Raw genomic sequence first — 17,315 nt, forward strand, 5'->3', positions numbered from 1 at the left:
GGCGGAAGCGGATTTGCAGAACTGGCCGTCTTCAGGCGTGTGTGGTGAGCCGGGAGTTTCGTAGCGGGACGAAAGTCGACAGAGCCCGACGTGATCTGCCCGGGGCAGACCGCGAGGGCGTCACAGCAGCCGGACGGCCCCCGCCGACGGCACCGCCTCGAACACGCGCGGGGTCGTGAAGCCCGCGGCGGCGAAGGCCTCCTCGACGGCCTTGGTGAGGGTGTCCACCTCGGCCGCCTCCGTCAGGACGATCGCCGAGCCGCCGAAGCCGCCACCGGTCATGCGGGCGCCGAGGGCGCCGTTGGCCAGGGCGGTGTCGACGACGAGGTCCAGCTCCGGGCAGGAGATGCGGAAGTCGTCGCGCAGGGAGGCGTGTCCCTCGGTGAGGACGGGGCCGATGGCGCGGGTGTCGCCGGCGTGGAGCAGGCCGACGACCCGTTCGACCCGCTGGTCCTCGGTCACGACGTGCCGGACCAGGCGGCGCACCTCCTCCTCGTCGCTCAGCCGCTGAAGCGCCGCGTCGAGTCCGTCGTAGGGGATGTCCCGCAGGGCGTCGACGCCGAGCAGGGCCGCGCCCTTCTCGCAGCCGGCCCGGCGCTTGCCGTACTCGCCGCCGCTGTGCGCGTGCTTGACCTGGGTGTCGACGACCAGCAGGCGCAGGCCCTCGGCGGCGAGGTCGAAGGGGATCTGCCGCTGGGACAGGTCGCGGGTGTCGAGGAACAGGGCGTGGCCGGCCTCGCAGCAGGCGGACGCCGTCTGGTCCATGATGCCGGTCGGGGCGCCGACGTAGACGTTCTCGGCGCGCTGGCACAGGCGTGCCAGCTTCCAGCCCGGAAGGCCCAGCTCGTACAGGTCGTTCAGGGCGAGGGCGATCACCACCTCCAGTGCCGCGGAGGAGGACAGGCCCGCGCCGGTCGGGACCGTCGAGGACAGGTGGACGTCCGCGCCGGTCACCGCGTGGCCCGCCTCGCGCAGCGCCCAGACGACCCCCGCCGGGTACGCCGTCCAGTCGTCGTCGCTCTGCGGGGCCAGGGCGTCCAGCCGCAGTTCCTGCACGCCGCCCTCGATGTCCGCCGAGTGCAGGCGCAGGACGCCGTCGGCGCGGCGGGAGACCGCGGCGACCGTCCGGTGCGGCAGGGCGAACGGCATCACGAAGCCGTCGTTGTAGTCGGTGTGCTCGCCGATCAGGTTGACCCGGCCCGGTGCCGCCCAGACGCCGTCCGGCGCGGCCCCGTACAGCTCGGTGAAGCGCTGCGCGACCTGCTGTGCCCCCACTACTGCCCCCTTGCGGTGTGCTGTGCGAACTGCCAGGCGTCCGCGACGATGCCCGCGAGATCCGCGCGGGACGGGTTCCAGCCGAGTTTCTCGCGGGCGGCCTCGGCGGAGGCGACCAGGACCGCCGGGTCGCCGCCCCGGCGCGGGGCGACCACCTCGGGGATCGGGTGGCCGGTGACCTGCCGGACCGTCTCGATGACCTGGCGCACGGAGAAGCCCTCGCCGTTGCCGAGGTTGCAGATCAGGTGCTCGCCCGGGCGGGCCGCCTCCAGGGCCAGCAGGTGGGCCTCGGCCAGGTCGGCGACGTGGATGTAGTCGCGCACGCAGGTGCCGTCCGAGGTCGGGTAGTCGTCGCCGTAGACGGAGATCGCCTCGCGGCGGCCCTGGGCGACCTGGAGGACCAGCGGGATGAGGTGCGACTCGGGGTCGTGGCGCTCGCCGTAGGCGCCGTACGCGCCGGCCACGTTGAAGTAGCGCAGGGAGACCGCGGCCAGGCCGTGGGCGTTCGCCTCACTGGTGATCATGTGGTCGACGGCCAGCTTGGTGGCGCCGTAGGGGTTGGTCGGCCGTGTCGGGGCGCTCTCCACGATCGGGACCTGCTCCGGCTCGCCGTAGGTGGCCGCCGTGGAGGAGAACACCAGCCTGCGCACGCCCGCCTCGCGCATCGCGCCGAGCAGCGCCAGCGAGCCGGCGACGTTGTTGTCCCAGTACTTCTCGGGCTTCACCACCGACTCGCCGACCTGCGAGGACGCGGCGAAGTGCAGCACGCCGTCGTAGGAGGGGTCGAGCCACTTGGCGGCGTCGCGGATGTCGCCCTCGATGAAGGCCGCGCCGGCCGGGACGCCCTCGCGGAAGCCGGTGGAGAGGTTGTCCAGGACGGTGACCTCGTGGCCGGCCTCCAGCAGGTGCTGGGCCACGACACTGCCGACGTAACCGGCGCCACCGGTCACCAGGTACTTCATGAACTCGCTACCTCTCGCAGTCGCTCGGCCGCGCGTTCCGGCGGCACGTCGTTGATGAACACGTTCATGCCGGACTCGGAACCCGCGAGGAACTTCAGCTTGCCGGAAGTGCGGCGGATGGTGAAAAGCTCGAGGTGCAGCGCGAAGTCGTCGCGCGTGACGCCGTCGAACTCCTCCAGCGCGCCGAACGGGGCCTGGTGCCAGGCCGCGATGTACGGCGTCGGAGGCTCACCCTCGCCGAAGATCCGGTCGAAGCGCTTCAAGAGTTCCAGATACACCTGGGGGAATTCTGTGCGCGCCGCCTCGTCGAGCGCGAGCAGGTCGGGCACGCGGCGCTTCGGGTACAGGTGGACCTCGTACGGCCAGTGGGCCGCGTACGGCACGAACGCCACCCAGTGTTCACCCTCGAGGACGACCCGTTCCCCGGCGCGTTCCTGCTCCAGGACGGCGTCGAAGAGGTTCTCGCCGCCGGTCGCCTCCTTGTGCGCGGCGAGCGAGCGGAGCATCAGCGCGGTGCGCGGGGTGGTGAACGGGTAGGCGTAGATCTGTCCGTGCGGGTGACCCAGCGTCACACCGATCTCGGCACCGCGGTTCTCGAAACAGAACACCTGCTCGACGGAGGGCAGATGCGACAGCTCCGACGTCCGGTCCGTCCAGGCGTCCAGCACCAGGCGCGCCTGCTCGACGTCCAGGTCGGCGAAGGAGGCATCGTGGTCGGAGGTGAAGCAGACGACCTCGCAGCGGCCGGAGTCCCCGGCGAGCGAGGGGAACCGGTTCTCGAAGACGACGACGTCGTACGACGAGTCCGGGATCTCGCTGAGCCGGTCGCCCTGCGTCGGGCACAGGGGGCACTCGTCGGCCGGCGGGTGGTAGGTGCGGCCCTGCCGGTGGGAGGCGACGGCGACCGAGTCGCCGAGCAGCACGTCACGGCGGATCTCGGACGTCGTGAGGGTCCGCTCCAGCGGGCGGCGGTCGACGGCGTCCCGCACGGTGTCGTCCCGCAGGTCGTAGTAAATGAGCTCACGACCGTCGGCCAGCCGTGTCGAGGTCTTCTTCAACGCCGGACTCCTCTACGTCCCGCACCCAATCACTCAACACAATCAAACATAACAGACCACAACTCGACAACACTGCGGTTCATCACAATCAAACAAAGAACACCAACAGAAGTGTTCAAATACTGAAGGCGGCGGCGTAGGTTCCGCACTGGATCAGTTCGCGCAACGAAGCGAGTACCCATGCAAACCCCCACAGACAGCCCCGTGTACCTGGCGGCGCAGCTACGGCTCCCCACCAACTGGCTGGACTACACGATCCTGGCGATCTACTTCGTCGTCGTGCTCGGCATCGGCTTCGCGGCCCGCCGCTCGGTGAAGACCAGCCTCGACTTCTTCCTGTCCGGACGCTCGCTGCCCGCCTGGATCACCGGCCTCGCCTTCATCTCGGCGAACCTGGCGGCCACCGAGATCCTGGGCATGGCGGCGAACAGCGCCCAGTACGGCGCGTACACCGTGCACTGGTACTGGATCGGCGCCATCCCGGCCATGGTCTTCCTGGGCCTGGTGATGATGCCGTTCTACTACGGCAGCAAGGTCCGCTCGGTCCCCGAGTTCCTGCTGCTGCGCTTCGACCGGGCCGCTCACCTGCTGAGTTCGATCCTGTTCGCGTTCGCCGCCATCCTCATCGCGGGCGTCAACCTCTACGCCCTCGCGATCGTCGTGGAGGCCCTGCTCGGCTGGCCGCAGTGGGTGGCCATCGTGGTCGCCGGCGCCTTCGTCCTCGCGTACATCACCCTCGGCGGTCTGTCCTCGGCGATCTACAACGAGGTCCTGCAGTTCTTCGTGATCCTGGCCGCCCTCATCCCGATCACCGCCCTCGGCCTGAAGAAGGTCGGCGGCTGGGACGGCCTGACCCACAAGCTCACCGCGAGCCACGGAGCGAACTTCACCACCGCCTGGGGCGGCACCGGCATCGGCCACGTCAACCCGCTGGGCGCCAACTGGCTGACCATCGTCCTCGGTCTCGGCTTCGTCCTCTCCTTCGGCTACTGGACGACCAACTTCGCCGAGGTCCAGCGCGCCCTGTCCGCCAAGAACCTCTCCGCCGGGCAGCGCACCCCGCTGATCGCCGCCTACCCGAAGATCTTCATCGTCTTCCTGGTGATGATCCCGGGCCTGGTCGCCGCCGCGCTCATCCCGAAGTTCGGCACCGCCGGCTCCGGCTACCAGTACAACGACGCCATCCCGTTCCTGATGCAGGAGCTGCTGCCGAACGGCGTGCTCGGCATCGCGGTCACCGGTCTGCTCGCCGCCTTCATGGCCGGCATGGCGGCCAACGTGTCGTCCTTCAACACCGTGTTCACCAACGACATCTGGGCGAAGTACGTGGTGCGGGGCCGCGAGGACGCGTACTACGTCGGGTTCGGCCGCCTGATCACCGTGGTCGGCGTCCTCGCCTCCATCGGCACGGCGTTCCTGGCGTCCTCGTTCTCGAACATCATGTCCTACCTGCAGACGCTGTTCTCCTTCTTCAACGTGCCGATGTTCGTGGTGTTCATCGTCGGCATGTTCTGGAAGCGGGCGTCCGCCAAGTCCGGCTTCTGGGGCCTGCTCGCGGGCACCGTGACCGCGATGATCAACTACTTCGTCCTCTACAAGAAGGGGATCATCGCCATCCCCTCCGACCAGGGCGCCAACTTCGTCTCCGCGATCGCGGGCTTCGTCGCCGGCGCGGTCGTGATGGTCGCGGTGTCCCTGTTCACCAAGCCCAAGCCGGCCGAGGAACTGCAGGGCCTGGTCTACGGCACCCGCTCCCCCGGCATGTCCGAACCGCCCGCCCCCGGGGACGAGGCCTGGTACCGCAGGCCGGCCCTGCTGGGCTGGGGCGCGGTCGTGCTGGCCGCCGTCTGCTACATCCCGTTCTCGTTCTGACGCGGGAGGATCGAGGAAACCATGAGCGACAACGCGCACTCCGACCGCCCGGGCGAGGGCTTCCACTACAGCGAGAAGGACGTCCAGCGGGAGGTCACCGAGCTGCAGGGCAAGTCCGCGACGGCGGCCCGCATCTTCGACCTGCGCCGCATCATCGGCGGCCTGTTCGTGCTGTACGGCGTCATCGTCACCGTCACCGGCATCACCGACTCCAAGGCCGCCATCGACAAGGCCCAGGGCGTCAACATCAACCTGTGGACCGGGATCGGCATGCTCCTGCTGGGCATCTTCTTCCTGGTCTGGCTGAGGCTGCGGCCGACGCCTCCGCCGGTTCCTCCGGAGGGGCTGCCGGAGGACGAGGAGTAACCGCCGGCCGCCTTTCGACCGCGGGTGCGTGGGGGCTGATCGCGCAGTTCCCCGCGCCCGTTCGGGGCGCTGGTAGCTGCGGGCAGTCGCGCCTCCCCCAGTGCCTCAAGGGCCTGGGGCGCCCCCAGGCGGCACGGGTGGGCGGTGGGGGAGGCACCTCCCAGCGAGCAGCGCCATCAACGGGGCCCTCAGCGACGCCGGGCGCCTACTCAGGACCGGAGCCCAATGGCCCCGCCCGGTCCAGCAGCCCCGTCCGCGCCGCCAGCGCCGCCGCCTCCAGCCGCGAGCCCACGCCCAGCTTCATCAGCACCCGCTGGACGTGGGTCCGGGCCGTGCTCGGCGCGATGCCCATGCCCGCCGCGATCACCCGGGTGTCCTCGCCGTCGGCCACCCGGACCAGCACCTCCACCTCCCGGGGCGTCAGCATCGACAACAGCCGCTGTGCCTCGTCGTCGGGCTGCGCGGCGGGGTTGAGCAGCTCCTCGAACGCCCCCTGCAGCAGCTGCGGGGCGACCGCCGCCTCGCCGGCCCGCGCCTTCATGATCGCCCGCTCGACGCCCTCGATCCGCTCGTCGTGCCGCACGTACCCCGACGCGCCGGCCGCGAACGCCGCCGCGATCCCGCGCGGCGACGGCACCGGCCCGAGCACCAGCACCGCGACCTGCGGCCGCTCCCGCTTGATCTTCGTCACCGGGTCGAAGACGCCCGGTTCGGCCGGCGCCGCCGTACCCAGCAGGCACACCTCCGGCGCCCGCGCGATCACCAGGTCCGCCGCGCCCGCGGCCGGCGCCGCCGCGGCGAGCACCCGGTGCCCGCGCAGCTTGAGCGCCGACGCGAGCGCCTCCGCGAGCAGGCGATGGTCGTCGACGACCATGAGCCGCACTCCCATAGAGCAACCCCACCCCCCAGTCCCCCATGGATGCCCCACTATGGACGCCCACCGGTCCGCAAGGACAGAGGGCCCCCCGGCGCCTCCGCCCTCCATATGCCCCCGGAAGCTACACGCTTGTTCGACGTCGCGCTGCCCCTCTTGATGAGAAGTGCCCCGGATCGATGAAATCCGGGGCACTTCTCGGCAAGTCACCCATTCGGGCGAGACCCGCCACGGCGGTCCTTTGGGACGGTCAGCCGCCCGTGCCGAACACCAGCACCAGGTCCTGTTCGCCGATCGACGACGAGCCCTTGTGCTGGGCGAAGACCTGCCCCAGGTACAGGCGGCCGTCGTGGAAGAGGAACTCGTCGCTGTCGGGCAGGAAGTTGCTCTCGGCCTCTCGCGCCTTCTGCCCTCCGGCATTCACCAGCAGCTTGGTCGCCTTGAAGCTGCCGCCGTCGATGCTGACGACCTGACCGCCGTCCTTGTACGTCGGCGGCTTGTAGGCGAGCAGGTTGCTCCCGTCCATGCGCAGCGGAACGAGCGTGGTGCCGTCGCCGGCGTCGGCACGCTGGCCCGTCGGTTTGCCGGTGGTGAGGTCGAAGGCGACGATCGAGTTGGTCTGGCCGAGACCGGAGGAGGAGTCGTGCTCCGCGGTCGGCAGGTACAGCTTGCCGTTGCCGACGGCGATCTCGTGGCAGTCCTCGAAGCGGGTGATGCCGTCGCACTTGCCGCCGTAGGTGTCGGCCGGCGCGGAGATGTGCGCGAGCAGCCTGCCCGTCTTGTTGTCGATGGAGAAGTAGTCGGTGATCTGGGTGCTGTCGCCCGCGGAGGCGGCCACCACCAGCGGGTCGGTGGAGACGACGGACGCCTTGTCGATGCCCTGGTCCATGCGGTACTCGGAGATCACCTTCCCCGTCTTCGGGTCCAGGGTCTGGATGAGCAGCCGCGTGTTGTCGACGTCTCCGCAGCTGCGCACCGCGACCAGCTTGGCGCCGCCGCCGTACCCGGCGTCGTAGCAGTCGTCGCCCGGCTTCGGCAGCCACAGCGGCTTGCCGGAGTCGATGTCGAAGGCGGCCCCGCCCTCGGTGTCGCCGGCCGCGACGGTGCGCTGGCCGACCGTCACGTTCTGGTAATTGACCGGGTAGTCACCGGACTTGACCGTCTTCGTCCACAGCTTCTTGCCGGCGTCGAGATCGATGGCGGCGATCTGCGTGCATCCGGCGAAGTGGTCCTTCGTGTCCCACTTCGGCTGGTAGGTGATCGCGGTCCGGCCGTCGGACGTGGCCTGCCTGCTGGCGGCGCACACCGGGCCGGGCAGCTTGATCGTCCAGAGCTTGGTCCCCTTGGCCGGGTCGTAGCCGACGATCTCGGCGACGCCGCTCTTGGCGTACACCTTGTCGGTCAGCCACGAGCCCACGGTGCTCACCACGTCGTCCGCGGTGGGCAGCGGCACCTTGAACAGCTCCTTCGCCGCAGGGTCGGCCGGCGCCTTCTCCTTGCCGCCGCCGGTGCCGCCGCTGCCGTTCTTGCCGCCGGTGCCGCCGCTGGAGGAGGCGGTGTCGTGCTTCTTGCCGCCGTCCCCGGAGGAGTTGGCGTACCAGATGCCGCCGGTGACGATCAGGGCGATCGCGACGACCGCCGCGACGACGATGACGAGCGCGGTGGTGTTCCGCCCGCCGCCCTGCCCCGGCTGCGGCGGCATCGGCGCCTGAGGTGGCTGGCCCGGATAGCCGTAACCGGGCGGCGGTGCGGGCTGGGCGTACGGGTTCTGCGGCCCGGCCCCGTAGCCCGCGGCGGGCTGCTGGCCGTAGACCGGGGTCTGCTGACCGTAAGGATTCTGCTGCGGGCCGGGGTAGCCGTAACCGGGCTGCGGGGGCGGCGCCGGGTGCGGGTAGCCGTAGCCGGGTGGCGGCTGCGGGGGCTGATTCGGGTTCGAGGGGCCGAAGCCGGGCGGCTGCGGGGGCTGGTTCGGCGGTTGGCTCGGCGGCGGAGGGGGCGGCTGGGTCATGACGCGGGTACCTCGGTGAGGCTCGTACGAGCCTGTCGGGGACGGGGACTTGAGACGGGCGGAAGGGCGCCGGGCGGCGGCTCAGTTGCCGAAGGCCATGATCAGCTTCTCCTTCGCCTGGTCGCTGCCGGACAGCCGGCCGGAGGAGATGAAGAACCGCCCGTCGGCCCAGTCCACGACGCTGTCGTAGAAGGTGTCCTCGATCTCGGCGGTGCCCTGCGGGTTCTGCAGCAGCTTGGTGATGCGGTGGGAGGAGCCGGTGGCCGGGACCGACACCACCTGGCCGCCCGCGTCGAACGACGGCTGCACATAGGCGACGAGCTTGCCGCCCTCGACCCTCACCGGGTACATCGGCTCGTCCGCCGGGGACTTCACCCGCCACTTCGCCTTGCCGTCGGCCAGGCCGATGGCGACGATCTCGTTGGCGCTCGCGGTGGCGTTCGTCGGCAGGTACAGCGTGTCGGCGTCCGCGGCCACGCCCTGGCAGCCCTGCAGATCGCGTTCGAGGATCGCCCAGCCGCAGCGCGGGCCGAACTTCTCGTCGACCTTCACCTCGGAGCGGAACCTGCCGTCCTTGGTGAACGTCGAGATGTTCCAGGCCTTCTTGTCCTGGTTGGTCAGATAGACCACCAGCGGGTCCACGGAGAAGGCCCGGGTGACCTGCCAGCCCTTCTTGACCGGCTGGGACCAGCGCACCTTGCCGGTGGCCGGGTCCAGTTCCTGGATCTCGTCGTGCGCGTTGCTGCCGCCGGCGCCGCACGAGGACACCTGGATCAGCCGGTCGGTGCCGCCCGCGTACGCGGCCGGGAAGCAGGCGGCGCCGTACTTCTCCTTGTCGTACAGCTTCTTGCCGCTGTCGATGTCGTACGCCGTGCCCGACTCCGAACGACCCACCATCAGCGTCCTGCCGCTCACGGTCAGTTCGACGTTGAGCGCGCTGTCGAACAGTCCGCCGTCGGCGACCTTGGCGCTCCAGCCCTTCTCGCCGGTGCCCAGGTCTATCTGCTGCAGCTGGTTGCACTTGGCGTTGTCGCCGGCGCCGCTCATGTACGCGACGACGACCTTGTCGTCCGCCGACTTCTGCGGGGTGACCGCGCAGATCTTCTGCGGGAAGGAGAGCGGGCTCCAGGCGGGCTTGCCGTCGCCCAGGCCGTAGGCGAAGACCTGCTTGTACGCCGCCTTCACCACCGCCTTGCCGGTGACCCACATGCCGGGCGCGTCGGCGCCGCCGCCGGGGGCGTCCGGGGCCGGCTTGTACCAGAGCACCTTCGCCTCACCGGCCTTGCGGCCCGCGTTGAGGTCCTCCGGGTCGTCGCCGCCGCTCGACGGGCTCGGCGAACCGGAGGAAGAGGAGGAGTGCTTGGAGTCGTCGCTCTGCTGGGCGACCGGCTTCTTCTTGCCGCCGTCGTCACCGCCGCTCGTGACCGCGTACACCGTGCCGCCGATGACGAGCAGGGCGGCCGCCGCGGCGCCGATGATCAGCGCGGTCTTCTTCCCGCCGGACGCGGGGGCGGGCGCGCCCGGGTACGGCGGCTGCTGCGGGTGGCCGAACCCGGGCTGGGGCGCCGCCCCGTAGGGGCCCGGCTGCTGCGGATAGCCGTAGGGGGCGGGAGCGCCGTACGGACCCGGCTGCTGGGGGTAGCCGTAACCGGGCTGGGGCTGCGGCGGGCCGGCGGGCGGCGGGGGCGCGGCGGGGGCGCCCGGAGCGCCGGGGGTGGGCTGAGGGGCGCCCGGAGGACTCTGCGGGGCGCTCGGGGGCCCGAAGCCGCCCTGGGCCGGAGGCGGCTGGGGCGCTCCGAATCCGCCACCCTGCGGTGGCTGGTCCTGCGGCGCTCCGAATCCGCCCTGCGGCGGCTGACTGGGCGGCTGGGTCATCAGCGCTCTTCCCCCTCGTTCACTGATTCTTCGCCACGCCCTGAGGTTCTCGACGGACCCTGGGTCGTTACTCAGACGGTTCTCAGACGGCTCTTTCTATCACCCGGTACCGACAGCGCACGGGCCCGGATCCGCCGCTGTTCCCAAGGGACGACCGCCCCGTGATGCCGCCGTTACGCGCCTTCACGCCCCCTTCACGCGGCGCACGCAACCTGACTGACTGCCGTCTGAGCGCCCGGAGTTACGCGTCCTCCGCCAGCTCCAGCCAGCGCATCTCCAGTTCCTCGCGCTCGCCGGCGAGGTCGCGCAGCTGGGCGTCCAGGTCGGCGACCTTCGCGAAGTCGGTGGCGTTCTCGGCGATCCGGGCGTGCAGCTTCGACTCCTTCTCGGAGATCTTGTCCAACTGGCGCTCGATCTTCTGCAGTTCCTTCTTCGCGACGCGCTGGTCGGCGGCGCTCTTCTCCGTGGTGGCCGGCCTGGGCGCCGCGGCGGCGGTCTGCGCGGCGACCGCCTCCTCCATGCGCCGGCGCCGCTCCAGGTACTCGTCGATGCCGCGCGGCAGCATCCGCAGGGTGCCGTCGCCGAGGAGGGCGAAGACGCGGTCCGTGGTGCGCTCGACGAAGAACCGGTCGTGGGAGATGACGATCATCGAGCCGGGCCAGCCGTCGAGGACGTCCTCGAGCTGGGTGAGGGTCTCGATGTCGAGGTCGTTGGTGGGCTCGTCCAGGAAGAGGACGTTGGGCTCGTCCATCAGCAGGCGCAGCAGCTGCAGCCGCCGCCGCTCACCGCCCGACAGGTCGCCGACCGGCGTCCACTGCTTCTCCTTGGTGAAGCCGAACGTCTCGCACAGCTGCCCGGCGGTCATCTCGCGCCCCTTGCCCAGGTCGACGCGCTCGCGGACCCGCTGCACGGCCTCCAGCACCCGCCAGGTGGGGTCGAGTTCGGCGACCTCCTGGGAGAGGTAGGCGAGCTTGACCGTCCTGCCGACGGCGATACGGCCGCCGGCCGGCTGCTCCTCGCCGTCGGAGTACGCCGCGGCGGCCATGGCGCGCAGCAGCGAGGTCTTCCCGGCGCCGTTCACGCCGACGAGACCGATCCGGTCGCCGGGGCCGAGCTGCCAGGTGACGTGCTTGAGCAGCACCTTGGGCCCGGCCTGCACGGTGACGTCCTCGAGGTCGAAGACGGTCTTGCCGAGCCGCGAGGAGGCGAACTTCATCAGCTCGCTGCTGTCGCGGGGCGGCGGCACGTCCGCGATCAGCTCGTTGGCGGCCTCGACGCGGAAGCGCGGCTTGGAGGTGCGCGCGGGCGCCCCGCGCCGCAGCCAGGCCAGCTCCTTGCGGATCAGGTTCTGCCGCTTGGCCTCCTCGGTGGCGGCGATCCGCTCGCGCTCGGCGCGCGCGAAGACGTAGTCGGAGTAGCCGCCCTCGTACTCGTACACGTCACCGCGCTGCACGTCCCACATGCGGGTGCAGACCTGGTCGAGGAACCAGCGGTCGTGGGTGACGCACACCAGCGCCGAGCGCCGGTTCTGCAGGTGCTGCGCGAGCCAGGCGATGCCCTCGACGTCGAGGTGGTTGGTGGGCTCGTCGAGGACGATCAGGTCCTGTTCCTCGATGAGCAGCTTGGCGAGCGCGATACGGCGCCGCTCGCCGCCGGAGAGCGGGCCGATGACGGTGTCCAGGCCCTTGGGGAACCCGGGCAGGTCCAGCCCGCCGAACAGCCCGGTCAGCACGTCCCTGACCTTGGCGTTGCCGGCCCACTCGTGGTCGGCCATGTCGCCGATCACCTCGTGCCGGACGGTGGCGGCCGGGTCGAGGGAGTCGTGCTGCGTGAGCACGCCGAGCCGCAGCCCGCCGGAGTGCGTGACCCGACCGGTGTCCGACTCCTCCAGCTTGGCCAGCATCCGGATGAGGGTGGTCTTGCCGTCGCCGTTGCGTCCGACGACCCCGATACGGTCCCCTTCGGACACGCCGAGCGAGACGCCGTCGAGCAGGGCACGGGTGCCGTACACCTTGCTGACGTTCTCGGCATTGACCAGGTTGACGGCCATTTCACTCCTGTGCGCGGCTGTGTCGATGTGCGGCTCCGCCGCGGGGGTCAGCCTTCTAGCGTAGGGCCTCGGTCGGCGGGGGCGGAGTGCGAGACCCTTCAGAGCACCGTCGCCCCCGGCACCGGCCCCGCCGCGGTCCGCACCGCCTTGCACGTGCCGGACGCCCGCAGGGCCGCCGCGACCTTCTGCGCCGACTCGGCGTCGCGCGTGAGGAACGCCGTCGTGGGCCCGGACCCGGAGACCAGCGCGGCGAGCGCGCCCGCTCCGCGCCCGGCCTCCAGCGTGCCGGCGAGTTCCGGGAACAGGGAGAGGGCCGCGGGCTGGAGGTCGTTGGCGACCGCCGCGCCCAGCGCCTCGGCGTCCCCCTTCGCCAGCGCCTGCAGCAGTTCGGGCGAGGCCACCGGCTCCGGGATGTCCCGCCCCTCGGCCAGCCGGTCGAACGCGCGGAACACCGCCGGTGTCGACAGGCCCCGCTCGGCCATCGCGAACACCCAGTTAAAGGTGCCGCCGACCTCCAGGGCGGTCAGCCGCTCGCCCCGGCCGGTGCCGAGAGCGGCCCCGCCGACCAGGCTGAACGGCACGTCGCTGCCCAGGTCGGCGCAGATCGCGAGCAGCTCGGCCCGCGAGGCCGCCGTGCCCCACAGCCGGTCGCAGGCGAGCAGCGCGCCGGCGCCGTCCGCGCTGCCGCCCGCCATGCCGCCGGCGACCGGGATGTCCTTGGCGATGTGGATGTGGACGTCCGGCTCGATCCCGCGCCGCCCGGCGAGGGCGATCGCGGCGCGCGCGGCGAGGTTGGTGCGGTCCAGCGGCACCTGGGCGGCGTCCGGGCCCGCGCAGGTGATCCGGAGTTCGTCCGCGGGGGTCACCGTCACCTCGTCGTAGAGGCCGACGGCGAGGAAGACGTTGGCGAGGTCGTGGAACCCGTCGGGCCGGGCGGCGCCGACCGCGAGCTGGACGTTGACCTTGGCCGGTACCCGGACCGTGACGCTCACGCGCCCGCCTCCTCGTGCTCGGTGACCGCGTGCTTGTGCTCGGCGATCCGCGCGAACTCCTCCACCGTCAGCGACTCGCCGCGCGCCTGGGGCGAGACGCCGGCCGCGACCAGGGCGGCCTCGGCCGCGGCGGCGGACCCGGCCCAGCCGGCGAGCGCCGCCCGCAGGGTCTTGCGGCGCTGCGCGAACGCCGCGTCGATCACCGCGAAGACCTGCTCCTTGGAGGCCGTGGTCTTCACCGGCTCCGCCCGCCGCACCAGCGACACCAGTCCGCTGTCGACGTTCGGCGCGGGCCAGAAGACGGTGCGGCCGATGGCCCCGGCCCGCTTCACGTCGGCGTACCAGTTGGCCTTCACCGACGGCACGCCGTACACCTTCGAGCCGGGCGGGGCCGCGAGCCGGTCGGCGACCTCGGACTGCACCATGACGAGGGTGCGCTCGATGCTCGGGAAGGTGTCGAGCATGTGCAGCAGCACGGGGACGGCGACGTTGTAGGGGAGGTTCGCCACCAGGGCGGTCGGCGGGGGGCCGGGCAGTTCGGTGACGTGCATCGCGTCGGAGTGGACCAGCGCGAACCGGTCGGCGCGCCCCGGCATCCGCGCGCCGACGGTCGCGGGCAGGGCCGCGGCGAGCACGTCGTCGATCTCGACGGCGGTCACCCGGTCGGCGACCTCCAGCAGGGCGAGCGTGAGGGAGCCGAGCCCCGGCCCGACCTCGACGACCACGTCCTCGGGGCGGACCTCGGCGGTGCGCACGATACGGCGGACCGTGTTGGCGTCGATCACGAAGTTCTGGCCGCGCTGCTTGGTGGGACGGACACCGAGCGCTGCCGCGAGTTCACGGATGTCGGCCGGTCCGAGAAGGGCGTCGGGGGTGGGGCTGCTCACGGGGACAAGAGTACGGGGGTCAGGCCGGCCGGGTTGCCAGGCACCGGGCGCACCCGGCCCACCGCGCACCCGGCCACGGGTAACGAGCCCTACTGCGCCTCATCCATGCAACCGCACCCCGCAATGCGGCCAGGGCGTCGTCCCCCGCCGCTTGTACAGCTTCTTCGCGCGGAAGGTCTGTTCCGACGCCGGGGCGTCCTGGGGGCGGCCGGCGCCGCCGAGGCTGTGCCAGGTGCGGGAGTCGAACTGGTACAGCCCGCCGTACGTCCCGGACGAGTCGACCGCGTGCGCCCGGCCGCCGGACTCGCAGGCGGCCAGACCGTGCCAGTTCAGGCCGTCCGCGCCGGTCACGGTCCTCGGCAGCGCCTTGGTGCCCACCTTCACGATCTGCTTGCGCGGCCCGCGCACCACCTCGGAGGTCACCCGGCGCGGCTTGTCCCGGACCCCGTTGACGGTCCGCAGGAGGTAGGTGTCGCGCCGCAGCCCGGGCCGTCCGGACTGCACGACGACCTCGGCGCCCCGGAACAGGGTGGGGTCCTTGACGCGCTCGACCTTGAACGGGATCTCTTCCTCGCGGATCTCCCGGGTGCCGCTGATCCGCAGCACGGTCACCGTCTGCCCGTCGCGCGGGAAGCTGTCGGGCGGGACGGAGGTGGTGTCCTGGCCGTGCAGGGTGATGCCGGCCTCCTCGACGGCGTCGCGGACGGTGGGGGCGTTGGTGCGGATGGTGCGGGTGCGGCCGTCGGCCATGACCGTGACGGTTCGCTCGGTGCGCACGTCGAGGTCGAGCCCGCCGCGTCCGATGGGCTTGCTGCGGGAGGCGGACAGGTAGGCGCCCTCCGCGCGCACGCCCAGCTCGTTCAGCGCCCCTTCCACGGTGTGCGCCGTCGTCCACACCTCGCGCCGCCGGCCGTCGAGGGTGAGCCGGACCGGGCGTCCGTAGCGCACGGCGACCGTGTCGCCGCCGGCGAGGTCCGTGTCGGGGTCGGGCGCCACCATGTCGTGCGTCCCCACACGCACACCCTCCTCGGCGAGCAGCCCGCGCACGTCGTCGGCGAAGGTGTGCAGGGTGCGCTGATGGCCGTCGACGGTCAGCTCGACCGCCTTGTCCTCGGCGACGAACGCGGTGGTGCCGCCGGCGAGGAAGGCCACGACCAGCGCCTGCGGCAGCAGACGGCGCACGGCGGACTCCGGGCGTTCCATGCCGCGGGCCCTGCGCCGGCGTGCGCCCCGCCCGCTCACCTCGGCGGCCGGAGCGTCGCCGTGCCCCTCGGCGGCCGGAGCGTCGTCGTGCGCCTCCTCGTCCGGGGCGCCCGCGGCGCGGGTCACCCCTACGCCGCGCCGGGGCCGCGCCGGCTCCTGGACGAGGTAGGCCTGCGCCTCGTAGGCGGGCCGGCAGGTGTCCGGGTACAGCCCGGACGGCAGGGTCTCAGCGGTGTGCAGGGAGGCGCCGGGGCCGTACGGCTCGTGGGGCCCCGGCTGCTGGTGGGACGACGCAGCGGGCTGCTCGTGCCGCTCCTGCGGCCCATCGGTCCCGAACGTCTCGTAATGCGACTTGCTCACGCCGACACGCTCCAGAGGTGCCAGAGGGGTCCGGAGAGGTCCGGATCGGGCCCACAGAACCTAGCGGAGCGTTCGTCACTCTCCAAAGCGACTCGACCACGCACAGTTGCGCGTCGAGCCGTTCGGCCTATTTTCGTACGAGCGCACGAGTGTGGGGCTCAGTAGCCGAAGGCGCGGGCCGTGTTGGCGGCCAGGGCGGTGGCCAGCGCGTCCTCGTCGATGCCGCGCACGGCGGCCATCGCCCGGACGGTGACCGGGACGAGGTAGGGCGCGTTGGGCCGGCCCCGGTACGGCGCCGGGGTGAGGAAGGGGGCGTCGGTCTCCACGAGGACCAGCTCCAGCGGGGCCACGGCGAGGGCGTCCCGCAGATTCTGGGCGTTCTTGAAGGTGACGTTCCCCGCGAAGGACATGTAGTAGCCCTCGCGGGCGCAGATCTGCGCCATCTCCGCGTCGCCCGAGTAGCAGTGGAAGACGGTGCGCTCGGGGGCGCCCTCCTCCTTCAGCACGCGCAGGACGTCCGCGTGCGCCTCCCGGTCGTGGATGACGAGCGCCTTGCCGTGCCGCTTGGCGATCTCGATGTGGGCGCGGAACGACCGCTCCTGGGCCGCCTTGCCCTCCGGGCCGGTGCGGAAGTAGTCGAGGCCGGTCTCGCCGACGCCCTTGACCTGGGGCAGCGCGGCCAGCCGGTCGATCTCGGCGAGGGCCTCGTCCAGCGCGGCGTCGCCGCCGGGCTCGCGGGCGCCCTGCCGGGACCATCCGTCGGGGTCGCCGTGGACGATGCGCGGGGCCTCGTTCGGGTGCAGGGCGACGGCGGCGTGGACGCTGTCGTGGGCGGCGGCGGTCTCGGCGGCCCACCGCGAGCCCTTGATGTCGCAGCCGACCTGGACGACGGTCGTCACCCCCACCGACGCCGCCTTCGCCAGGCCCTCCTCGACCGTGCCGGACTGCATGTCGAGATGGGTGTGCGAGTCGGCGACCGGAACCCGCAGCGGCGCCGGGAGCGGCGGTGCGGCGTTCTTGTCGCCCTTGGCGGTCTGGCCGGCGTTCGAAGGCATGCCCCGATCCTACGAAAGGGGCATGCCCGCACCGGCCGGCGATCCGCTCAGCCGGCCTTGCGGTGGAAGGAGTGGAGGAGATCCGACAGATGCCAGTGGTGCGGCTCCTCGGGCCGGGCGGGCACCTGCGGCGTCTCGACCGGGCCCGCCTGCGGCACGATGTGGTGCGGGTCGGCGGCGCCGCGCACCGAGGAGACCTGCCCCGCCCGCATGATCCGTACGACATGACCGTCGCAGTTGTGGCAGCGCGGCCGGCTCAGCGGCGACGGCACGACCCGGCCGTCGGCCACGTACAGCACGAACTCCTGGCCGTCGCCGTCCCTGTGGTGCTCTATCTCGTACGACTGCTCCCAGCCGTGCCCGCATCGCATGCAGGCGAACGCGTACGACTCGTGAACGACGGCGGTGGGCGTGCCACGGAGGCCGGTCTGCCCTGCGATCTCGCTCATGCCAGCTCCTCTTGTCCGCTGGACAAACG

14 protein-coding genes are annotated in these 17,315 nt (G+C 71.8%); 2 read left to right on the top strand and 12 right to left on the bottom strand.

Going from position 1 to position 17,315, the window contains the following annotated elements:
• Positions 1-120: 120 nt before the first annotated feature.
• Genes galK through galT form a run of 3 tightly spaced genes read right to left on the bottom strand, consistent with a single transcriptional unit; the run spans position 121 to position 3,295 of the window.
• Positions 121-1,275 carry a galactokinase gene (gene galK, locus AB0950_RS30790; RefSeq protein ID WP_366779884.1) on the bottom strand — a complete coding sequence of 385 codons (1,155 nt, stop codon included), beginning with the start codon at positions 1,273-1,275 and terminating at the stop codon, positions 121-123.
• A complete protein-coding gene (galE, locus tag AB0950_RS30795; protein WP_366779885.1) occupies positions 1,275-2,237 on the bottom strand; it encodes a UDP-glucose 4-epimerase GalE in 963 nt (320 codons plus the stop codon). Before galE ends, galK begins: the two co-directional genes overlap by 1 nt.
• Positions 2,234-3,295, bottom strand: a complete 1,062-nt coding sequence (gene galT, locus AB0950_RS30800) for a galactose-1-phosphate uridylyltransferase (protein WP_366779886.1) — start codon at positions 3,293-3,295, stop codon at positions 2,234-2,236. Before galT ends, galE begins: the two co-directional genes overlap by 4 nt.
• Positions 3,296-3,475: 180 nt before the next feature.
• On the opposite strand from galT, the gene AB0950_RS30805 reads away from it, so the two are divergent.
• Together AB0950_RS30805 and AB0950_RS30810 are read left to right on the top strand one after the other, a co-directional pair.
• Positions 3,476-5,167 (top strand): sodium:solute symporter family protein, encoded by a 1,692-nt coding sequence (locus AB0950_RS30805; RefSeq protein ID WP_360158030.1) that lies wholly within the window; start codon positions 3,476-3,478, stop codon positions 5,165-5,167.
• Between the two features lie 21 nt (positions 5,168-5,188).
• Positions 5,189-5,533: a hypothetical protein gene (locus AB0950_RS30810; protein ID WP_360158033.1), complete on the top strand. Its 345-nt coding sequence runs from the start codon at positions 5,189-5,191 to the stop codon at positions 5,531-5,533.
• 205 nt (positions 5,534-5,738) lie between these two features.
• Here the strand turns inward: AB0950_RS30810 and AB0950_RS30815 are convergent, their stop codons facing one another.
• The 9 genes from AB0950_RS30815 to AB0950_RS30855 all read right to left on the bottom strand — a co-directional run bounded on the left by AB0950_RS30815 (position 5,739) and on the right by AB0950_RS30855 (position 17,286).
• Complete coding sequence (locus AB0950_RS30815; RefSeq protein WP_360158036.1) at positions 5,739-6,422, bottom strand: response regulator transcription factor; 684 nt, start codon at positions 6,420-6,422, stop codon at positions 5,739-5,741.
• A 235-nt stretch (positions 6,423-6,657) separates the two neighbouring features.
• Positions 6,658-8,415, bottom strand: a complete 1,758-nt coding sequence (locus AB0950_RS30820) for a PQQ-binding-like beta-propeller repeat protein (protein ID WP_366779887.1) — start codon at positions 8,413-8,415, stop codon at positions 6,658-6,660.
• Between the two features lie 81 nt (positions 8,416-8,496).
• Positions 8,497-10,290 carry a PQQ-binding-like beta-propeller repeat protein gene (locus AB0950_RS30825; protein WP_366779888.1) on the bottom strand — a complete coding sequence of 598 codons (1,794 nt, stop codon included), beginning with the start codon at positions 10,288-10,290 and terminating at the stop codon, positions 8,497-8,499.
• 241 nt (positions 10,291-10,531) lie between these two features.
• The gene (locus AB0950_RS30830; protein ID WP_360158045.1) at positions 10,532-12,340 is read right to left on the bottom strand and encodes an ABC-F family ATP-binding cassette domain-containing protein; all 1,809 of its coding nucleotides are present in this window, start codon (positions 12,338-12,340) and stop codon (positions 10,532-10,534) included.
• Positions 12,341-12,438: 98 nt separating this feature from the next.
• Positions 12,439-13,332: a 4-(cytidine 5'-diphospho)-2-C-methyl-D-erythritol kinase gene (locus tag AB0950_RS30835; RefSeq protein ID WP_360158048.1), complete on the bottom strand. Its 894-nt coding sequence runs from the start codon at positions 13,330-13,332 to the stop codon at positions 12,439-12,441.
• Entirely contained in the window at positions 13,329-14,219 is an 891-nt protein-coding gene (gene rsmA, locus AB0950_RS30840) for a 16S rRNA (adenine(1518)-N(6)/adenine(1519)-N(6))-dimethyltransferase RsmA (RefSeq protein ID WP_360158051.1), read from the bottom strand. Before rsmA ends, AB0950_RS30835 begins: the two co-directional genes overlap by 4 nt.
• 99 nt (positions 14,220-14,318) lie before the next feature.
• Complete coding sequence (locus AB0950_RS30845) at positions 14,319-15,782, bottom strand: ubiquitin-like domain-containing protein (RefSeq protein ID WP_366779889.1); 1,464 nt, start codon at positions 15,780-15,782, stop codon at positions 14,319-14,321.
• 158 nt (positions 15,783-15,940) lie between these two features.
• Entirely contained in the window at positions 15,941-16,837 is an 897-nt protein-coding gene (locus tag AB0950_RS30850) for a TatD family hydrolase (RefSeq protein WP_360574736.1), read from the bottom strand.
• 47 nt (positions 16,838-16,884) lie between these two features.
• Positions 16,885-17,286 carry a hypothetical protein gene (locus AB0950_RS30855; RefSeq protein ID WP_360158060.1) on the bottom strand — a complete coding sequence of 134 codons (402 nt, stop codon included), beginning with the start codon at positions 17,284-17,286 and terminating at the stop codon, positions 16,885-16,887.
• Positions 17,287-17,315 lie beyond the last annotated feature (29 nt).

The organism is Streptomyces sp. NPDC007189, assembly GCF_040703635.1.
In the GTDB taxonomy this organism is placed as follows: Bacteria; Actinomycetota; Actinomycetes; order Streptomycetales; family Streptomycetaceae; genus Streptomyces.

Bases quoted from the DNA above. Each gene is read 5' to 3' on its own strand.
- galE (WP_366779885.1), bottom strand. From the start codon at position 2,237: ATGAAGTACCTGGTGACCGGTGGCGCCGGTTACGTCGGCAGTGTCGTG.
- AB0950_RS30805 (WP_360158030.1), top strand. From the start codon at position 3,476: ATGCAAACCCCCACAGACAGCCCCGTGTACCTGGCGGCGCAGCTACGG.
- AB0950_RS30810 (WP_360158033.1), top strand. From the start codon at position 5,189: ATGAGCGACAACGCGCACTCCGACCGCCCGGGCGAGGGCTTCCACTAC.
- AB0950_RS30815 (WP_360158036.1), bottom strand. From the start codon at position 6,422: ATGGGAGTGCGGCTCATGGTCGTCGACGACCATCGCCTGCTCGCGGAG.
- AB0950_RS30820 (WP_366779887.1), bottom strand. From the start codon at position 8,415: ATGACCCAGCCGCCCCCTCCGCCGCCGAGCCAACCGCCGAACCAGCCC.
- AB0950_RS30825 (WP_366779888.1), bottom strand. From the start codon at position 10,290: ATGACCCAGCCGCCCAGTCAGCCGCCGCAGGGCGGATTCGGAGCGCCG.
- AB0950_RS30830 (WP_360158045.1), bottom strand. From the start codon at position 12,340: ATGGCCGTCAACCTGGTCAATGCCGAGAACGTCAGCAAGGTGTACGGC.
- AB0950_RS30850 (WP_360574736.1), bottom strand. From the start codon at position 16,837: ATGCCTTCGAACGCCGGCCAGACCGCCAAGGGCGACAAGAACGCCGCA.
- AB0950_RS30855 (WP_360158060.1), bottom strand. From the start codon at position 17,286: ATGAGCGAGATCGCAGGGCAGACCGGCCTCCGTGGCACGCCCACCGCC.